A 14,754-nucleotide genomic window follows, 5' to 3' on the forward strand; every position below is an offset into this window, starting at 1 on the left:
TCAGCATCCACAGCAGCGGCCCGACGTGATCGACGAAGAGATATCCCGCGCACACGAGCACGTGCCCGAGCCCGCCGATCAGGATCACCGCGCGCCGCCCGCTCCCACCGTCCATCGCGCGCCCCGCGCTGTGCGGATTGACCTTGTAGCTGTTGTTGAACCAGCAGAACACGACGCTGCAGTCATCGACGGGCACCCGAGACCGCGAGCGGAAAGGGGAGGCCGGGGGAAGGGTGGGGGAGCAGCCCCGGGGCTGACAAAGTCCGCCGGTCCCATGGGCATTCGCCCTGGCTTCGACTGATTGCTGCCCGATCAGGAGGCGCAGTGCCGTCCGCTCGTGAAGAGCGAATCCCTGTCTTCGCCGACCGGCGTCATCACGCTCCTCCTCAACTGCCGGCCGTTGCGAACCCTTGCGATCGTCGAGCGCTCCGCAAAGAACCGGCCGCATAAATAAAGAGAAACCCATCGAAGCCTTCTGGTGCTTGTCATTGCAAAAGGGCGTCGATATACTGCAAAAAAACAAACGGGATTGTTGGTTTTTAAATCGGCCGAAAGGCGGCTGCTGTAGGGAACCGTAGTCCCGTTTGCAACAAGCAAGACTTCATGAACCCGAATCGAGAGGTAGGGAATGAGTGAGACAAACAACCCCGGCAAGCAGGTTCTGCTGGAGATCTACCGGATCGCATCGCTGATCAAGCAAGCCGACGATCGCTTCATCGAACTGATCAAGGCCGGCCAGATCGCGTCGCCGTACTACTCGCCGCGCGGTCAGGAGCTGATCCCGGCCGCGATCTCGGTGAACCTGCGGGCGGACGATACCGTCGTCACGACGTACCGCGGCATCCACGACCAGCTCGCGAAAGGCATTCCGCTGAAGCCCTTCGTCGCGGAGCTGCTCGGTCGCGCGACCGGCACCTGCAAGGGCAAGGGCGGACCGATGCACGTCACCCACGTCGCGTCGGGTCTGCCGGTGACGACCGGCATCGTCGGCGCCGGCCTGCCGATCGCGAACGGCCTCGCCTGGGCGGCACAGCTCGAGGGCACGGACCAGGTCACGGTCGTGAACTTCGGCGACGGCGCCAGCAACATTGGCGCATTCCACGAGGCGCTGAACCTCGCCGCGGTGTGGAAGCTGCCGGTGATCTTCGTCTGCCAGAACAACGGCTACGCCGAGCACACGCGCTACGACCTTGGCACCGGCGCCGCGACGATCGCCGACCGCGCGATCGGGTACGGCATTCCCGGGGTCGAGGTCGACGGCAACGACGCGGTCGCGATGTGGAAGGCCGCGAACGCGGCGGTGGCCCGCGCGCGGGCGGGTGAGGGCCCGACGCTGATCGAGGCCAACACCTTCCGCTTCCGCGGGCATCTGCTCGGTGACGACAGCCATTACATCCCGAAAAGCGAGATGGCCGCGGCCGTCGCCGCCGACCCGCTGCCGCGCTTCCGTGCGTGGCTTATCGAGCAGGGCTTCGCCACCGACGGTCAGCTCGCGGACGTCGAAGCGACGAACGCCGCTGCGTTCGAGGAGGCCGTCCAGTTCGGTCTCGCGAGCCCTTATCCCGATATTTCCGAACTCGAGCGCGACGTCGTCGCCGAGGGAGTCCCAGCATGAGCACCGTGACGCAGAAGAAGATCAATACCGCGCAGGCGATCAACCTCGCGCTTCATGACGCGATGGCGTTCGATTCGTCCGTCGTCGTGCTCGGCGAGGACATCGCCGACGCGCAGGGCGGCGGGGTCTTCAAGTGCACCGCGGGCCTGTCCGAGAAATTCGGCACCGGCCGCGTGAAGTCGACGCCGATCTCGGAGCAGGCGATCGCCGGCGCGGCGGTGGGCGGCGCGCTCGCCGGGCTGCGCCCGGTCGCCGAGATCATGCTGATGAACTTCATGACGGTCGCGATGGACCAGATCGTCAACCACGCAGCGAAGCTGCGCTTCATGACCGGCGGCCAGACGCACGTGCCGCTCGTGATCCGCACGACGACCGGCGCCGGCTTCGGTACCGGCGGTCAGCACGCCGACTATCTCGAGGCGTGGTTCGCGCACACCGCCGGCATCAAGGTCGTCGCCCCCTCGACGCCGGCCGATGCGTACGGCCTGCTGCTGTCGTGCATCTTCGACGACGACCCGTGCATCTTCATCGAGAACCTGCCGCTGTACTTCGTGCCGGGCGAAGCGCCGGAGCCGGGCGTGCGCGTGCCGATCGGCAAGGCGAAGGTCGTGCAGGAAGGCAGCGACATCACCCTCGTGAGCTACAGCCGCACGCTGCACGACGTCATCGCGGTGGCGAAGAAGCTGGCGAAGGAAGGCGTGTCGGCCGAAGTAATCGACCTGCGCACGATCGCGCCGCTCGACATGGAGACCGTGACGGCGTCGGCCCGCAAGACCGGCCGCGTCGTCGTCGCCCACGAAGCGCAGGTGGATTTCGGCGTCGGCGCCGAAATCGCCGCGCGGCTGCACAAGGAGCTCTTCGGCACGCTGAAGGCCCCGGTCGCCCGCGTCGGCGCCGCCCGCTCGCCGGTGCCGTTCTCGAAGCCGCTCGAAACCGAGTTCGTACCGACCCAGAGCCGCATTCTCGCGGCGATCCGCGAAACCCTGAACTGAACCTGACAGAAACCCAAAGGAGGACAACAACATGGCAACCGAAATCATTCTTCCCAAGCTCGGCTTCTCGGTGAACGAGGCGATCCTCACCGAATGGATGGTGCCGGACGGCGCGAGCGTCACGAAGGGCCAACTGCTCTACACGATGGAGAGCGAGAAGTCCGTGCAGGAAGTCGAAGCGCCGGCGGACGGCGTGCTGAAGATCCACAAGGATGCCGGCGAGACTTACGAGGTCGGCACCGTCATCGGCGAGCTCGCGTGATGTCGGCCAACGAAAAGATCCCGCCGCCGGCGTGGCCGGCGACACTGCCGCCGATGCCCACGGTCGACTTCGCCGCGTTCGGCGAGGTCGAGACGGTGCCGCTGCCGCGCCACCAGAAGCTCGTCGCGTCGTTTCTCGCGCGCAACTGGGCGCAGATTCCGCACGTGACGCACCACGACGAGGCCGACGTGCCGACGCTCGACGCGGTGCGACGGCAGATGTCGGAGGCGCTGGGCACGAAGCTCACGCCGGTGCCGTTCATCATCAAGGCGGTGGTGACGGCGCTGAAAGCCTTCCCGCGCTTTAACGCGTCGCTGTCCGCCGACGGCAACGGCCTCGTGCTGAAGCATTACTTCCACATCGGCGTCGCGGTCGAGACGCCGAACGGCCTCGTCGTGCCGGTGATCCGCGACTGCGACAAGAAGTCGATCGCCGAGATCGCCGCCGAACTCGCCGACAAGGCGGAGCGCGCGCGCACGAAGGGGCTGCCGATCACCGAAATGTCGGGCGGCTGCTTCTCGGTGAGCTCGCTCGGCAACCTCGGCGGCACGGGCTTCACACCGATCATCAACGCGCCCGAAGTCGCGATCCTAGGCGTGACGCGGGCGACCGAGCGGCTGAAGCTCGCCGATGGGGAAGTGCGTTCGGTGCCGGTATTGCCGCTGTCGCTCAGCTACGACCACCGCGTCATCAACGGGGCGGATGCAGCCCGCTTCACCCGGTCCATCGCCGACGCGCTCGCCGATCCGGCGGCGCTCGCCTGAGAGCAAAGGGGAAAGACCATGAGTACAGACAACCGTTTGGATCGACTTGGTAAACGTTTCTCGCTCGAAGGCCGCGTCGCGCTCGTGACGGGCGCGGGATCGGGCATCGGCCTCCACGTTTCGCAGGTTCTGGCCGAGGCGGGGGCGAAGGTGGCGTGCGTCGCGCGTCGTACGGAGCGCGTCGAGCAGGTCGCGGCGGAAATCCGCGACGCGGGCGGCCGGGCGTTCGGGTGCCGCATGGACGTCGCGGACAGCGACTCGATCCGCGTCGCGCTCGACCGCGTCGAGGCCGAACTCGGCATCGTGGACATCCTGGTCAATAACGCCGGGCTGTCGAACCCGACGGCCTTTCAGGAGATGTCGAACGAGCAGTGGAACTCGCTCCTCGACGTGAACCTGTCGGGTCCGTTCTACGTCGCCCAGGAGACCGCGCGCCGGCTGATCGCCGCGGACAAGCCAGGCTCGATCATCAACATCGCATCGATCCTCGGCCAGCTCGCGTATCCGGCATTCATCAACTACGGCACGACGAAGGGCGCATTGCTGCACATGACCCGCTACATGGCGCTCGACCTGCTGCAGTACGGGATCCGCGTCAACGCGATCGCACCGGGCTACTTCCCGAGCGAGATGACGAATCCGTTCTACGAGACCGACGCCGGCAAGAAGGAAATCCAGAACCTTCCTGCGAAGCGGCTCGGCAGCCTCGAAGAGCTCGACGGCCCGCTGCTGCTACTGGCGAGCAACGCGTCGTCCTATATGAACGGCTCGGTCGTCACCGTCGACTATGGGCATTCGATTCGTTTGTCGTAGAATGTTTGATACCGACCCGTCTGTTTTTTGAACGCGGCCGTTCCCCCGCTGTCGCATCGGAGTGGGCAATGCGGGACGACCAAGGTGGCGTCCGTGCGGCGCCACTCGGCCGCGCGGCGGAACGACTAAGGCGGCGCCGAATTTTGGAATCACAAAGGTAGCGAAAGATCATGGATAACAGCACGCCCGAATCCCTGCTCGTATCGGCCGACGCGCCGGTACGTCGCGTCGAACGGCCTCGCCGTGATCCGTCGCGCTCCCGTGCGAGCGGCGTCACGTGGCAGGCCGAAAAGAGCCTCGCGACTCGTAACCAGATCCTCGAAGCGACGCTGCAGTGCCTCGTCGAACTCGGTTACACGCAGACTACGACAGAGAAGATCGCGCAGAAGGCGGGCGTCTCCCGCGGCGCGATGACGCATCACTTCAAGTCGCGCGCCGAAGTTTTCAATGCCGCAGCGGAGTACATCATCGATCTGCGGGCTGCGGAGTACGAGGATGCGGTCAAGCGGATCAAGCTGCCGCCCGGTGAAACGCCGACGTACGAATCGATGCTCGACACGCTCGAGGTGCTGCAGAAGTATTACTACGGGCGGCCGACGTTCATCGCGCTGCAGGAGTTGCAGCGCGGCGCGCGCACGGACAAGGAACTGCAAACCGTGCTGCTGCCGCTGGAGGCGACGCTCGACGAACGCAAATCGGCGACGCTGCTGAAGCGCTTTCCGTACTGGGTCGAATACCAGGAAACGAGCGAGGTGCTGCGCGACCTGATGTTCCATTCGCTCAAGGGTGTCGCGACGAACCCGGCGCCCTACATGAAGGGCGATCGGCTGCGAAAGCTGCATGAGTTGCTCGCGAAGGTCGCGATGATGGAAATGGAGAACGCCTACAAGGCGGCCCACGGCGGCGAACTGCCGAAGCCGGTGGCCGCGGCCGAGCCGGCGCCGGTCAAGAAGTCGCGTACCCGCAAGGCCGAGGCCTGAGCGACGGCCGGGAAACTTTCCGGCCGCCGGATGACCCCGCCCGAGGGGCGGGGTTCTCATTGGCTCCGCGATCAGTAGCAACAGCGGAAACGAAGAAGAAATACACGACCGCGGCTTTACGCCGCGGTTAATTCGGGTAATATAACAAACAAGCACGATTGTTTTACAAAAGCGAGGAGACGATGCAATGAAGTGGAATCCGCTTCCGCGGCTCGCCTGTCCGGACGTTGTTCGCCTCGACAGCAATCTTCCGGTTCTGGTCGGGAGCCGCTGCCGACACTGTGGCGAAATCTATTTCCCCGCGAGCCAGGTCTGCACGCGTTGCTGCGCGACGGAGATGGAGTCGCACCCGATCGGCAGCCAAGGGACGCTGTGGTCGTGGACGATCCAGGGCTTCCAGCCGAAGGCGCCGTACAACGGCGGCGAATCCGAGCAGGACTTCGTGCCGTACGGCGTCGGCTACGTCGAGATGCCGGGCGGCGTGAAGGTCGAAAGCCGGCTGACGATCGCCGACCCCGAGCGCCTCGTCATCGGCATGCCGCTCACGCTGACGCTGCTGCCGTACCGCGAGGTCGCGGACGAAGAGCCGGTCTTCACTTACGCCTTCGCCCCGGTCGAGCCAGCGGCCGACGCGGCTCCCAACGCCTGACCCGGAGAACTCCATGGACAACGACGTCGCAATCATCGGCACCGGCCTGCATCCGTTCGGCCGTACCGACGCGCTTTCGGGCCAGCAGCAGGGCGCCTATGCGGTGCGCGAGGCGCTCAAGGATGCGGGCATTGAATGGTCCCGGGTCGGCGTGGCCTATGGCGGCAGCCAGGACGCGGGCAACGCTGACGCGCTCTCCAATCTGCTCGGCCTGACCGGCCTCCCGTTCGTCAACGTCGCCAATGGCTGTGCGACCGGCGGCAGCGCGCTCGCGAGCGTCATCGCGTCAATCCAGGCCGGCGTCGCGGAAATCGGCGTCGCCGTCGGCTTCGACAAGCATCCGCGCGGCGCCTTCAATCCGCGGCCGCGCGACTGGGGTCTCGAGGACTGGTACGGCGAGACCGGGATGATGCTGACGACGCAGTTTTTCGCGCTGAAGACGCGCCGCTACATGCACGAGCACGGCATCACCGAGGACGCGCTCGTCCGCGTCGCGCAGCGTGCGTTCCGCAACGGCGCGCTGACACCGCACGCGTGGCGCCGCCGTGAGCTCGGCTACGACGAGATCGCGCAGTCGATGCCGGTGAACTTGCCGTTGCGCAAATACATGTTCTGCAACCCGGCCGAAGGCGGCGCCGCGCTCGTGCTGTGCAGCGCGAAGCACGCGCGCAAGTACACCGACCGGCCCGTCATCGTGAAGGCGGCGGTGATGCGCACGCGCCACCACGGCTCGTTCGAGGTCTTCAATCCGGGCCTGGCCGCGGAGCAGTCTCCGGCGCCGACCGTGATCGCGTCGCGCGCCGCGTTCGAGCAGGCCGGAGTCGGGCCGAAGGACATCGACGTGATCCAGCTCCAGGACACCGACAGCGGCAGCGAGCTGATCCATATCGCCGAGAACGGCTTCTGCGAGCACGGCGAGCAGGAACACCTGCTGCGCAGCGGGGCGACGGCGGTCGACGGCCGGCTGCCGATCAACACCGACGGCGGCTGCCTCGCGAACGGCGAGCCGGTCGGTGCGTCGGGGCTGCGCCAGGTCATCGAAGTGTGCACGCAATTGCGCGCTCAGGCCGGGCAGCGGCAGGTGCCCGGAGAACCGCGGCTCGGCTACACGCACGTGTACGGCGCTCCCGGCGTCAGCGCAGTGACGATTCTTCAGGCGGCGTGATTCGCGTCGCCCGGGAAAACACGACAACCAATAACGGAGACAAACCATGAACAAGCCCGAGGACAAATTCGTCCTGATGCCGCAGGAAAGTGCCGGCGATCCGCACGTGTTCCAGCGTCTGCTCGCGCAGGAGACGGTGCCGGTGCCCGACTACCTGGCGTCGTCGTTTCCCGGCTTTCGCGACGACGATCTGCCGGTCGAGCGCTACATCTCGCGCGACTTCCATCGCCAGGAAGCCGAAAAGCTGTGGCCGAAGGTCTGGCAGTTCGTCGGGCGCGAGGAGCAGATTCCGAAGGCGGGCGATCACCTTGTCTACGACATCGTCGACGACTCGATCATCGTCATGCGCGGCGACGACGGCGTGATCCGCGGCTTCCACAACTCCTGCCTGCACCGCGGCCGCGCGCTGCGCATGGGCGGCGGCACCGTCAATAGCCTGAAGTGCCCGTACCACGGCTTCACGTGGGACTTGCGGGGCCGGCTCGCGAGCATCCCGTGCGAGTGGGACTTCAAGCACCTCAAGAAGGGCGAGCAGAACCTGCCCGAGGTGCGCGTCGAGAGCTGGAAGGGCTTCCTGTTCATCAACATGGACGCGGACGCGCCGTCGCTCCTCGAGCATCTCGGCGTCCTCCCGGAACACTTCCGCGACTACGCGTTCGAGCGTTCGGTGATCATTGCTCATGTGCAGCGGCGCATACCGTGCAACTGGAAGGTCGCGCAGGAAGCGTTCATGGAGTCGATGCACGCGCATGTCACGCACCCGCAGATCCTGACCTTCACCGGCGACTGCGACAGCCAGTACGACATGTACGGCGACAACATCAGCCGCAGCGTAACGCCGATGGCGGTGCCGAGTTCGCATACGAAGGGCGTCGTCGAGCCGCGGACGCTGCGCGACATCCTCGAGGAGTCGGGCCGCATGGCCGACGCCGACGGCGACGCGCATCGCCTGCCCGAAAACACGACGACGCGTCAGTACATCGGCGAACTCAATCGCCGGATCTTCGGCGACGTCTCGGGCCGCGACCTGTCGCACGTGACGCTCGCGGAGTTGCAGGACGCGATCCTTTATTCGATCTTCCCGAACACCCAGATCTGGGCAGGGTACTGCGGGAACATCCTGTACCGCGCGATTCCGGACGGCGACGACCCCGACAGCTGCGTGTTCGACGTGATGCTGCTGTGGCGGCACAAGGAAGACGAGGTTCCGCCGCCGCCGGCGAAGCTGAACCGTCTGTCGGACGACCAGCCGTTCTCGGAGGCGCCGGAACTCGCGGCGTTGGGACCGGTGTTCGACCAGGACATCCGCAACCTGCTCGCGATGACGAAGGGCATGAAGGCGTCGAAGAAGGGCGCCGTGAGCCTCGCGAGCTACCAGGAAAGCCGCATCCGCCACCATCACGAGACCCTCGACAAGTACCTGGGCATCGGGGGCGAAAAATGACGGTTTCTGTCTCCAAGGCCGCCGCGCACGGTGGCCTTTGCGAAGTGAGGGCGAGATGAGCGAAGCACGCGCGATCGATGCGCTGAGGGAACGCGCCGAGCGACTGCGGCAGGACGTGCGCCGGTTTCAAGCAGACGTGATGCCGGCGGACCTGCGCGACAAGTCGCACCGCCATCAGGTGCTCGACAAGGACGATTACGTCCGCTGGATGCGGCTCCTCGACAAGCAGGGCTGGTCGGTCGCGCACTGGCCGGAGGAGCACGGCGGCAAGGGCTGGTCCCCGCTCGAGCGCTTCGCGTTCGAGGACGAGCTCGCGCGGCTCGGCTGCCCGTGGGTGATCCCGTTCGGCGTCAAGTACGTCGGCCCGGTGATCTACGCGTTCGGCTCTGACGCGCAGAAGCAGCGCTTCCTGCCGGGCATTCAGACGACCGAGGAGTTCTGGGCGCAGGGCTACTCCGAACCCGGTGCGGGCTCGGACCTCGCCGGTCTTCGCACGCTCGCGATCCGCGAGGGCGACCACTACGTCGTCAATGGCCAGAAAGTCTGGACGACCTATGCGCAGTGGGCCGACTGGCTGTTCTGCCTCGTGCGCACCGACCGCGACGACAAGCCGCAGTCCGGCATCTCGTTCCTGCTGATCGACATGAAGAGCCCCGGCGTGACGGTGAAGCCAATCCGCACGATGGACGGCTATGCACATGTCAATGAAGTGTGGCTCGAGGACGTCAAGGTGCCGGCCGAAAACCTGGTCGGCGAGGAAGGCAAGGGCTGGACGTACGCGAAGTTCCTGCTGAAGAACGAGCGTACCGCCGGTGCGATCGTCGGCTGGGCGTGGCACGTGCTGGACCGGCTGAAACGGCATGCGCGCGAGACGGTCGTAGATGGCGTCGCGCTGATCGACCAACCGCTGATGCGCCACCGCATCGGGGAGTTCGAGTTGCGTTTCCTCGCACTCGAGCTCGCCGCGTACAAGGCCGTCGAGGCGATGTGCGACGGCACCGAGAACGGTGGCGAGGCGTCGCTGATCAAGATCCGCGGCACCGAGCTGTACCAGGAGGTCATGGAGACCCTCGTCGAGGCGCTCGGCGCCGCGGGCGTCGCGTATGACTTCGAGGCGCTGCACTCGGCGGGCCTGCCCCCGCTCGGCCCCACTGATGCCGGCGGCATCCTCAAAGACCATTTCTACAACCGCGCCGCGACGATCTTTGGCGGTTCGTCCGAGATCCAGCGGAACATTGTCGCGAAAGGGGTGCTGGGGCTATGAGTACCGATCTCGAAACGATCGCGATGCTGCGCGACACCGCCGCGCGCTACGCGGACGACAACTACAGCTTTCATCAGCGCTGGGCGGTGCTCGATGCGCCCGAAGGCTATAGCCGCATGGCGTGGGACGGCTTCGCCGAATTGGGGCTCCTCGCGCTGCGGCTGCCCGAGGACGACGGCGGGCTCGACGCCGACGCAGGCGCGATCGGCGCCGTGATGGAAATCGCCGGTTCCCGCCTGCTGATGGAGCCGTTCTTCGCCAGCGCGGTTATCGCGACCGGCCTGCTGCTGAAGCAGGGTTCGGCAGCGCAGAAGGCGGCGCTGTTGCCGCAACTCGCCGACGGTTCGCTGATCCTCGCGTTCGCCGACGAGGATGCGGCGTCGGACCGGTGCGTGCTCGATGGCGACCGGCTCACCGGCACCAAGGTCGGCGTGCTGCACGGTGACGTCGCCGGGAAGCTCCTCGTGTCCGCACGTGACCCGGCGAGCGGCGAGCCCGCCGTCGCGCTGGTCGACGCCGACGCGAAGGGCGTGATGCGCCGCGAATACCGGTTGGTCGACGGCCGTGGCGCCGCACTCGTCTCGTTCAACGGCGTAATGGTCGGGCGCCTGCAGCCCGAATCCGGCGTGTCGGCGGCCGCTGCGCTCGCCGACATCCGCGACCAAGCCGCGGTCGCGCTGTGCGCAGAGAGCCTCGGCATCGTCAGGAGCGTAATGACGGTGACAGCCGAGTACCTCAAGGTGCGCAAGCAGTTCGGGCGGCCGATCGGCACGAATCAGGCGCTGCAGCATCGCCTCGTCGATTGCTTCCTGCTGCAGGAGGAAGTGCGGGCGCTGACCGCTGCGGCCCAGCGGGCGCTCGCGGGGCCGGCCGAGGAGCGCACGCGCATCGTCAGCGGCGCGCGAGCCTACGTCATCCACGCGGCGCGCAAGGTCTGCAACGAAGCGGTGCAGATGCACGGCGGCGTGGGTGTCACTGACGAACTGGATGTGAGTCACTATTTTCGGCGCCTGATGGTCAACGCCGCGCTGTTCGGCAATCGCGATGCGCAGTTCGCGCGCTTCGTTGATGCCGCACTCGCGGCCTAAGGGCCGGCGCCCAACGGGGGAAGGAGAACAAAATGCGCAAAGACGCAAGCGGATGGCAGGTGCGCCTCGATGACGCCCTGATCGCGCGCTACACCGCCAGCGGCGACTGGCCCAACAAGACGCTCGCCGACTTCGCGCGCGAACTCGCCGCGCGCGATCCCGAGCGGGTGACGCACGTGTTCGGGAATCAGCGCTGCACGGTCGGCGGGTTGCTCGCAGAGGCCGCGGCGCTCGCGGCGGGCCTACAACAGCGCGGGCTCGCTGCGGGCGACGTCGTCAGCTTTCAGTTGCCGAACTGGCGCGAGGCGGTCGTGATCGATCTGGCGACGACGATCCTCGGTCTCGTCGTCGCGCCGATCGTCCCGATCTACCGCGACGCCGAGGTCGCGTTCATGCTCGGCGACGCCGGCGTGAAGGCGGCGTTCTTCCCGGCGCATTACCGCGGCTTCGACTACGGCACGATGATGCAGCGGCTGGCGCTGCCATTGCCGAAGCTCGAACACCTCTTCACGGTGCGCGCCGGGGACGGCAGCGACGACAGCTACGAGGCGCTGGTCGGGGAGGGCGGCCGTCTCGCGGATGCGCCGAAGGTCGACGCCAACTCGGTGAAGATGATTCTCTACACGTCGGGCACAACGGGCCGGCCGAAAGGGGTGCTGCACAGCCACAACACCGGACCGCTGCGCCTGAAGCGCGCATTCGAACAGTGGTCGCGCGGCTCGCAGGTGGCGGGTTTCGACAACGTCCTGCTGATGGCCTCGCCGGTCACGCACGTCACCGGGCAGAGCGGCATGGAGATCCCCTTCTGCAGCAACACGCGCACCGTGTTCATGGAGCGCTGGAATGCAGACGAGGCGCTCGACCTGATCGACCGCGAGAAAGTCACCGCGAGCGTCGGCGCGACCCCCTTCCTGCACGAACTGCTGACCGCAGCCGAGAACGCCGGCTGCCGCCTGCCGACGCTGCAGGTGTTCGCCTGCGGGGGAGCGGAAGTGCCGCCGGCGCTGATCACGAAGGCGTACTCCGTGCTCGACCAGTGCCGCGCGTTCCGCGTCTATGGATCGAGCGAGGTACCGCTGACGACGCTCGGCTTCGTCGGAGAAGGCGAAATGGAGCTCGCGGCGACGACCGACGGCAAGGTCGCCGATTACGACGTGCGGATCGCCGATGACGACGGCCGCGTGCTGCCGGCGGGCGAGGAGGGCGAGATCCGCGTGCGCGGGCCGTCGATGCTGCTCGCGTACAGCAGCCCCGAAGCGACTGCCGAGTGCTTCGACGCCGACGGCTATTTCGCGACCGGCGACTTGGGCCGGCTGACTGCGGAGGGCGCGGTCGTCGTCACCGGGCGCAAGAAGGATCTGATCAACCGCGGCGGCGAGAAGGTCAGCGCGAAGGAGGTCGAGGACATCCTGCATCGCATGCCCGCCGTGCGCGAGGCGGCGGTCGTCTCGATGCCGCATCCGCGGCTCGGCGAGACGCTGTGCGCCTACGTGATCGCGCAGGACAGCGTGGGGATCGGGCTTGGAGACGTGCTCGCGTTCGTCGAACGCGCGGGCGTCGCGAAGCAGAAGTATCCCGAGCACCTCGTCGTCGTGGAGGATTTTCCGCGCACGGCGTCAGGAAAGATTCGCAAGGACCGGCTGCGCGTCGACATCCGCGAGCGTCTGCAGGCCGCCGCCGTGACCCCGGCATGACTTTTTCGAGACTGACATCATGGAAACCCAACTGAAAGTCCGCATCGTCCGCAAGACCGTCGAAGCGCTCGACATCGTTTCGCTCGAACTCGCGCCGGTCGACGGCGAGCATCTGCCCGCGTTCAGCGCCGGCTCCCATATCGATGTCGAGATCCGTCCCGGTGTCGTCCGCCAGTATTCGCTGTGCAACGACCCCACCGAGACGCACCGCTACCAGATCGGCGTGCTGCGCGACCCGGCGTCCCGCGGCGGCTCGGTGGCGGTTCACGACGAGCTTGCCGAAGGGCAGGTGATCACGATCAGCGCGCCGCGCAACCACTTTCCGCTCGTTCATGCGAAGCGCTCGCTTCTGCTCGCCGGCGGCATCGGCGTCACACCGATCCTGTGCATGGCCGAGCGCCTCGCGCAGACCGGCGCCGATTTCGAGATGCACTACTGCGCACGCTCGCAGGACCGCGCCGCGTTCGTCGAGCGCGTCCAACAGGCGGGCTTCGCGGAGCGCGTCCATATGCACTATGACGACGGCGACGACGGCCAGAAGCTCGACCTCGCCGCGGTGCTCGATGCGGCCGGCGCAGACGCGCACCTTTATGTCTGCGGGCCGGGCGGCTTCATCGAGTTTGTGACGAAGGGCGCGCAGGGGCGCGGCTGGGATGCCGACCGGATCCACTTCGAGTACTTCGCGGGGCAGAAGGTCGATACCTCGTGCGACCAGGCGTTCGACGTCAAGCTCGCGAGCAGCGGGCGCATCGTTAACGTGCCGGCGGCGAAGACCGTCGTCGCCGCGCTGCGCGACGCCGGCGTCGAGGTCGAAGTGTCCTGCGAGCAGGGCATCTGCGGCACCTGCCTGACACGCGTGCTCGACGGCGAACCCGATCACCGCGACAACTACTTCACCGACGAGGAAAAGGCCGCGAACGACCAGTTCCTGCCGTGCTGCTCGCGGGCGAAGAGCCGGTTGCTGGTTCTCGATCTCTGACGATGGCGCGTCCCGCCGCCAGCGCGACCGGCGCCATACCGGCCGCGTATCTCGCGGTCGCGCTGCTGTGGTCGACGACGCCGCTCGCGATCAACTGGAGCCTCGACGGCGGCGGGATGGCCTTCGCGCTGTTCGCCCGCACGGTCGTCGCCGTCGTCTGCGCGGTGGGGCTGCTGCTCGTCACTCGCGTCGGCTTTCCGCTGACGCGGGCAGCCTGGCCGGCGTACATCGTCGGAGGGACCGGCTTATTCGGCACGCTGCTGTGCGTCTACTGGGGCGCGCAGTTCATCCACTCCGGGCTGATCTCGGTGGTGTTCGGCCTGTCGCCGTTCGTCACCAGCGTGCTCGCCGCGCTCTGGCTCGGTGAGCACGCGCTGACGCCGGCGAAGCTCGCCGGCATGGCGCTCGCGCTCGGCGGTCTCGTGATCGTCTTCGGCGCGGGCGGCGACCTCGGCGGGGCGAAGGCGGGGGCAGGACTAGCCGTCGTACTGCTGGCGGTGCTGATCAACGCGGCCGGCCTCGTCGGCATGAAGCGGGTGAACGGAAACACGCCGCCGCTCGCGATCACCGCGGGAATCATGCTCGTGTCGCTACCGCTCTTCGGTCTCGCGTGGCTCCTCGGCGACGCCCCGTGGCCGACGGCGCTCTCGCTGCGCAGTTCGCTCGCGATCGTCTACCTCGGCGTGTTCGGCTCGGTGCTCGGCTTCGCGCTCTACTACTATCTGATGAAGCATTTGTCGGCCGGATCGCTCGCGATGATCACGGTGTTTACGCCGCTGCTCGCGCTTTTCCTCGGCCACCTGCTCAATGACGAAGCGCTGCCGCCGCAAGTATGGAGCGGTGCGACGGCGATCACGCTCGGCCTGTACCTCAATCTGCGCGCGGAGAACGCGTGTCGCACGTCGAAGAGGACAACGACGTGCGAAGCCGACTCTCGGTCTCGCGCGGAAGATTCAGCGATCGGGGCGGGAGGAGCAGGACGGCATGCCGCTCCGGGAGACACTGCCGGGGCTTCGTGATCGCCCCCGTCTGCGCCGCGGACGGG

Annotated in this window: 15 protein-coding genes; 14 read left to right on the top strand and 1 reads right to left on the bottom strand. The window is 66.8% G+C overall.

The features are described 5' to 3' along the window. The coding region (locus V6M37_RS15610) for a hypothetical protein (protein WP_332674853.1) at window positions 1-196 on the bottom strand (196 nt) is incomplete at its 3' end. Between the two features lie 432 nt (window positions 197-628). Here V6M37_RS15610 and V6M37_RS15615 point away from each other — a divergent pair. The 14 genes from V6M37_RS15615 (at window position 629) to V6M37_RS15680 (ending at window position 14,728) form a co-directional block, all read left to right on the top strand. Continuing rightward, on the top strand, window positions 629-1,615 hold the full coding sequence (locus tag V6M37_RS15615; protein WP_332674855.1) for a thiamine pyrophosphate-dependent dehydrogenase E1 component subunit alpha: 987 nt from the start codon (window positions 629-631) through the stop codon (window positions 1,613-1,615). Beyond that, window positions 1,612-2,607 (top strand): alpha-ketoacid dehydrogenase subunit beta, encoded by a 996-nt coding sequence (locus V6M37_RS15620; protein WP_332674856.1) that lies wholly within the window; start codon window positions 1,612-1,614, stop codon window positions 2,605-2,607. The genes V6M37_RS15615 and V6M37_RS15620 overlap by 4 nt, the downstream gene beginning before the upstream one ends. 31 nt (window positions 2,608-2,638) lie before the next feature. Beyond that, entirely contained in the window at window positions 2,639-2,869 is a 231-nt protein-coding gene (locus tag V6M37_RS15625; protein WP_312659565.1) for a lipoyl domain-containing protein, read from the top strand. Then, window positions 2,869-3,633 (top strand): 2-oxo acid dehydrogenase subunit E2, encoded by a 765-nt coding sequence (locus tag V6M37_RS15630; protein ID WP_332674859.1) that lies wholly within the window; start codon window positions 2,869-2,871, stop codon window positions 3,631-3,633. Before V6M37_RS15625 ends, V6M37_RS15630 begins: the two co-directional genes overlap by 1 nt. An 18-nt stretch (window positions 3,634-3,651) precedes the next feature. Beyond that, a complete protein-coding gene (locus V6M37_RS15635) occupies window positions 3,652-4,446 on the top strand; it encodes an SDR family NAD(P)-dependent oxidoreductase (RefSeq protein ID WP_332674861.1) in 795 nt (264 codons plus the stop codon). A 170-nt stretch (window positions 4,447-4,616) separates the two neighbouring features. Beyond that, window positions 4,617-5,426, top strand: a complete 810-nt coding sequence (locus tag V6M37_RS15640) for a TetR/AcrR family transcriptional regulator (RefSeq protein ID WP_332674862.1) — start codon at window positions 4,617-4,619, stop codon at window positions 5,424-5,426. A 187-nt stretch (window positions 5,427-5,613) separates the two neighbouring features. Beyond that, entirely contained in the window at window positions 5,614-6,075 is a 462-nt protein-coding gene (locus tag V6M37_RS15645; RefSeq protein WP_332674864.1) for a Zn-ribbon domain-containing OB-fold protein, read from the top strand. 13 nt (window positions 6,076-6,088) lie between these two features. Next, entirely contained in the window at window positions 6,089-7,240 is a 1,152-nt protein-coding gene (locus V6M37_RS15650; RefSeq protein ID WP_332674866.1) for a thiolase family protein, read from the top strand. Window positions 7,241-7,286: 46 nt separating this feature from the next. Next, window positions 7,287-8,684: an aromatic ring-hydroxylating oxygenase subunit alpha gene (locus V6M37_RS15655; protein WP_332674867.1), complete on the top strand. Its 1,398-nt coding sequence runs from the start codon at window positions 7,287-7,289 to the stop codon at window positions 8,682-8,684. 55 nt (window positions 8,685-8,739) lie between these two features. Continuing rightward, window positions 8,740-9,948, top strand: a complete 1,209-nt coding sequence (locus V6M37_RS15660; RefSeq protein ID WP_332674868.1) for an acyl-CoA dehydrogenase family protein — start codon at window positions 8,740-8,742, stop codon at window positions 9,946-9,948. Further along, complete coding sequence (locus tag V6M37_RS15665) at window positions 9,945-11,036, top strand: acyl-CoA dehydrogenase family protein (protein ID WP_332674870.1); 1,092 nt, start codon at window positions 9,945-9,947, stop codon at window positions 11,034-11,036. The genes V6M37_RS15660 and V6M37_RS15665 overlap by 4 nt, the downstream gene beginning before the upstream one ends. 32 nt (window positions 11,037-11,068) lie before the next feature. Then, window positions 11,069-12,730, top strand: coding sequence for an AMP-binding protein (locus tag V6M37_RS15670; protein WP_332674872.1), 1,662 nt, complete (start codon window positions 11,069-11,071; stop codon window positions 12,728-12,730). Window positions 12,731-12,749: 19 nt separating this feature from the next. Then, window positions 12,750-13,709 carry a PDR/VanB family oxidoreductase gene (locus tag V6M37_RS15675; protein WP_332674874.1) on the top strand — a complete coding sequence of 320 codons (960 nt, stop codon included), beginning with the start codon at window positions 12,750-12,752 and terminating at the stop codon, window positions 13,707-13,709. Between the two features lie 2 nt (window positions 13,710-13,711). After that, window positions 13,712-14,728, top strand: a complete 1,017-nt coding sequence (locus V6M37_RS15680; RefSeq protein WP_332674876.1) for a DMT family transporter — start codon at window positions 13,712-13,714, stop codon at window positions 14,726-14,728. Window positions 14,729-14,754: the final 26 nt, after the last annotated feature.

Source organism: Aromatoleum sp. (genome assembly GCF_036675785.1).
Lineage (GTDB): Bacteria > Pseudomonadota > Gammaproteobacteria > Burkholderiales > Rhodocyclaceae > Aromatoleum.

Coding starts and splice junctions, on each gene's coding strand:
- V6M37_RS15615 (WP_332674855.1), top strand. CDS start 629: ATGAGTGAGACAAACAACCCCGGCAAGCAGGTTCTGCTGGAGATCTAC.
- V6M37_RS15620 (WP_332674856.1), top strand. CDS start 1,612: ATGAGCACCGTGACGCAGAAGAAGATCAATACCGCGCAGGCGATCAAC.
- V6M37_RS15625 (WP_312659565.1), top strand. CDS start 2,639: ATGGCAACCGAAATCATTCTTCCCAAGCTCGGCTTCTCGGTGAACGAG.
- V6M37_RS15630 (WP_332674859.1), top strand. CDS start 2,869: ATGTCGGCCAACGAAAAGATCCCGCCGCCGGCGTGGCCGGCGACACTG.
- V6M37_RS15635 (WP_332674861.1), top strand. CDS start 3,652: ATGAGTACAGACAACCGTTTGGATCGACTTGGTAAACGTTTCTCGCTC.
- V6M37_RS15640 (WP_332674862.1), top strand. CDS start 4,617: ATGGATAACAGCACGCCCGAATCCCTGCTCGTATCGGCCGACGCGCCG.
- V6M37_RS15645 (WP_332674864.1), top strand. CDS start 5,614: ATGAAGTGGAATCCGCTTCCGCGGCTCGCCTGTCCGGACGTTGTTCGC.
- V6M37_RS15650 (WP_332674866.1), top strand. CDS start 6,089: ATGGACAACGACGTCGCAATCATCGGCACCGGCCTGCATCCGTTCGGC.
- V6M37_RS15655 (WP_332674867.1), top strand. CDS start 7,287: ATGAACAAGCCCGAGGACAAATTCGTCCTGATGCCGCAGGAAAGTGCC.
- V6M37_RS15660 (WP_332674868.1), top strand. CDS start 8,740: ATGAGCGAAGCACGCGCGATCGATGCGCTGAGGGAACGCGCCGAGCGA.
- V6M37_RS15665 (WP_332674870.1), top strand. CDS start 9,945: ATGAGTACCGATCTCGAAACGATCGCGATGCTGCGCGACACCGCCGCG.
- V6M37_RS15670 (WP_332674872.1), top strand. CDS start 11,069: ATGCGCAAAGACGCAAGCGGATGGCAGGTGCGCCTCGATGACGCCCTG.
- V6M37_RS15675 (WP_332674874.1), top strand. CDS start 12,750: ATGGAAACCCAACTGAAAGTCCGCATCGTCCGCAAGACCGTCGAAGCG.
- V6M37_RS15680 (WP_332674876.1), top strand. CDS start 13,712: ATGGCGCGTCCCGCCGCCAGCGCGACCGGCGCCATACCGGCCGCGTAT.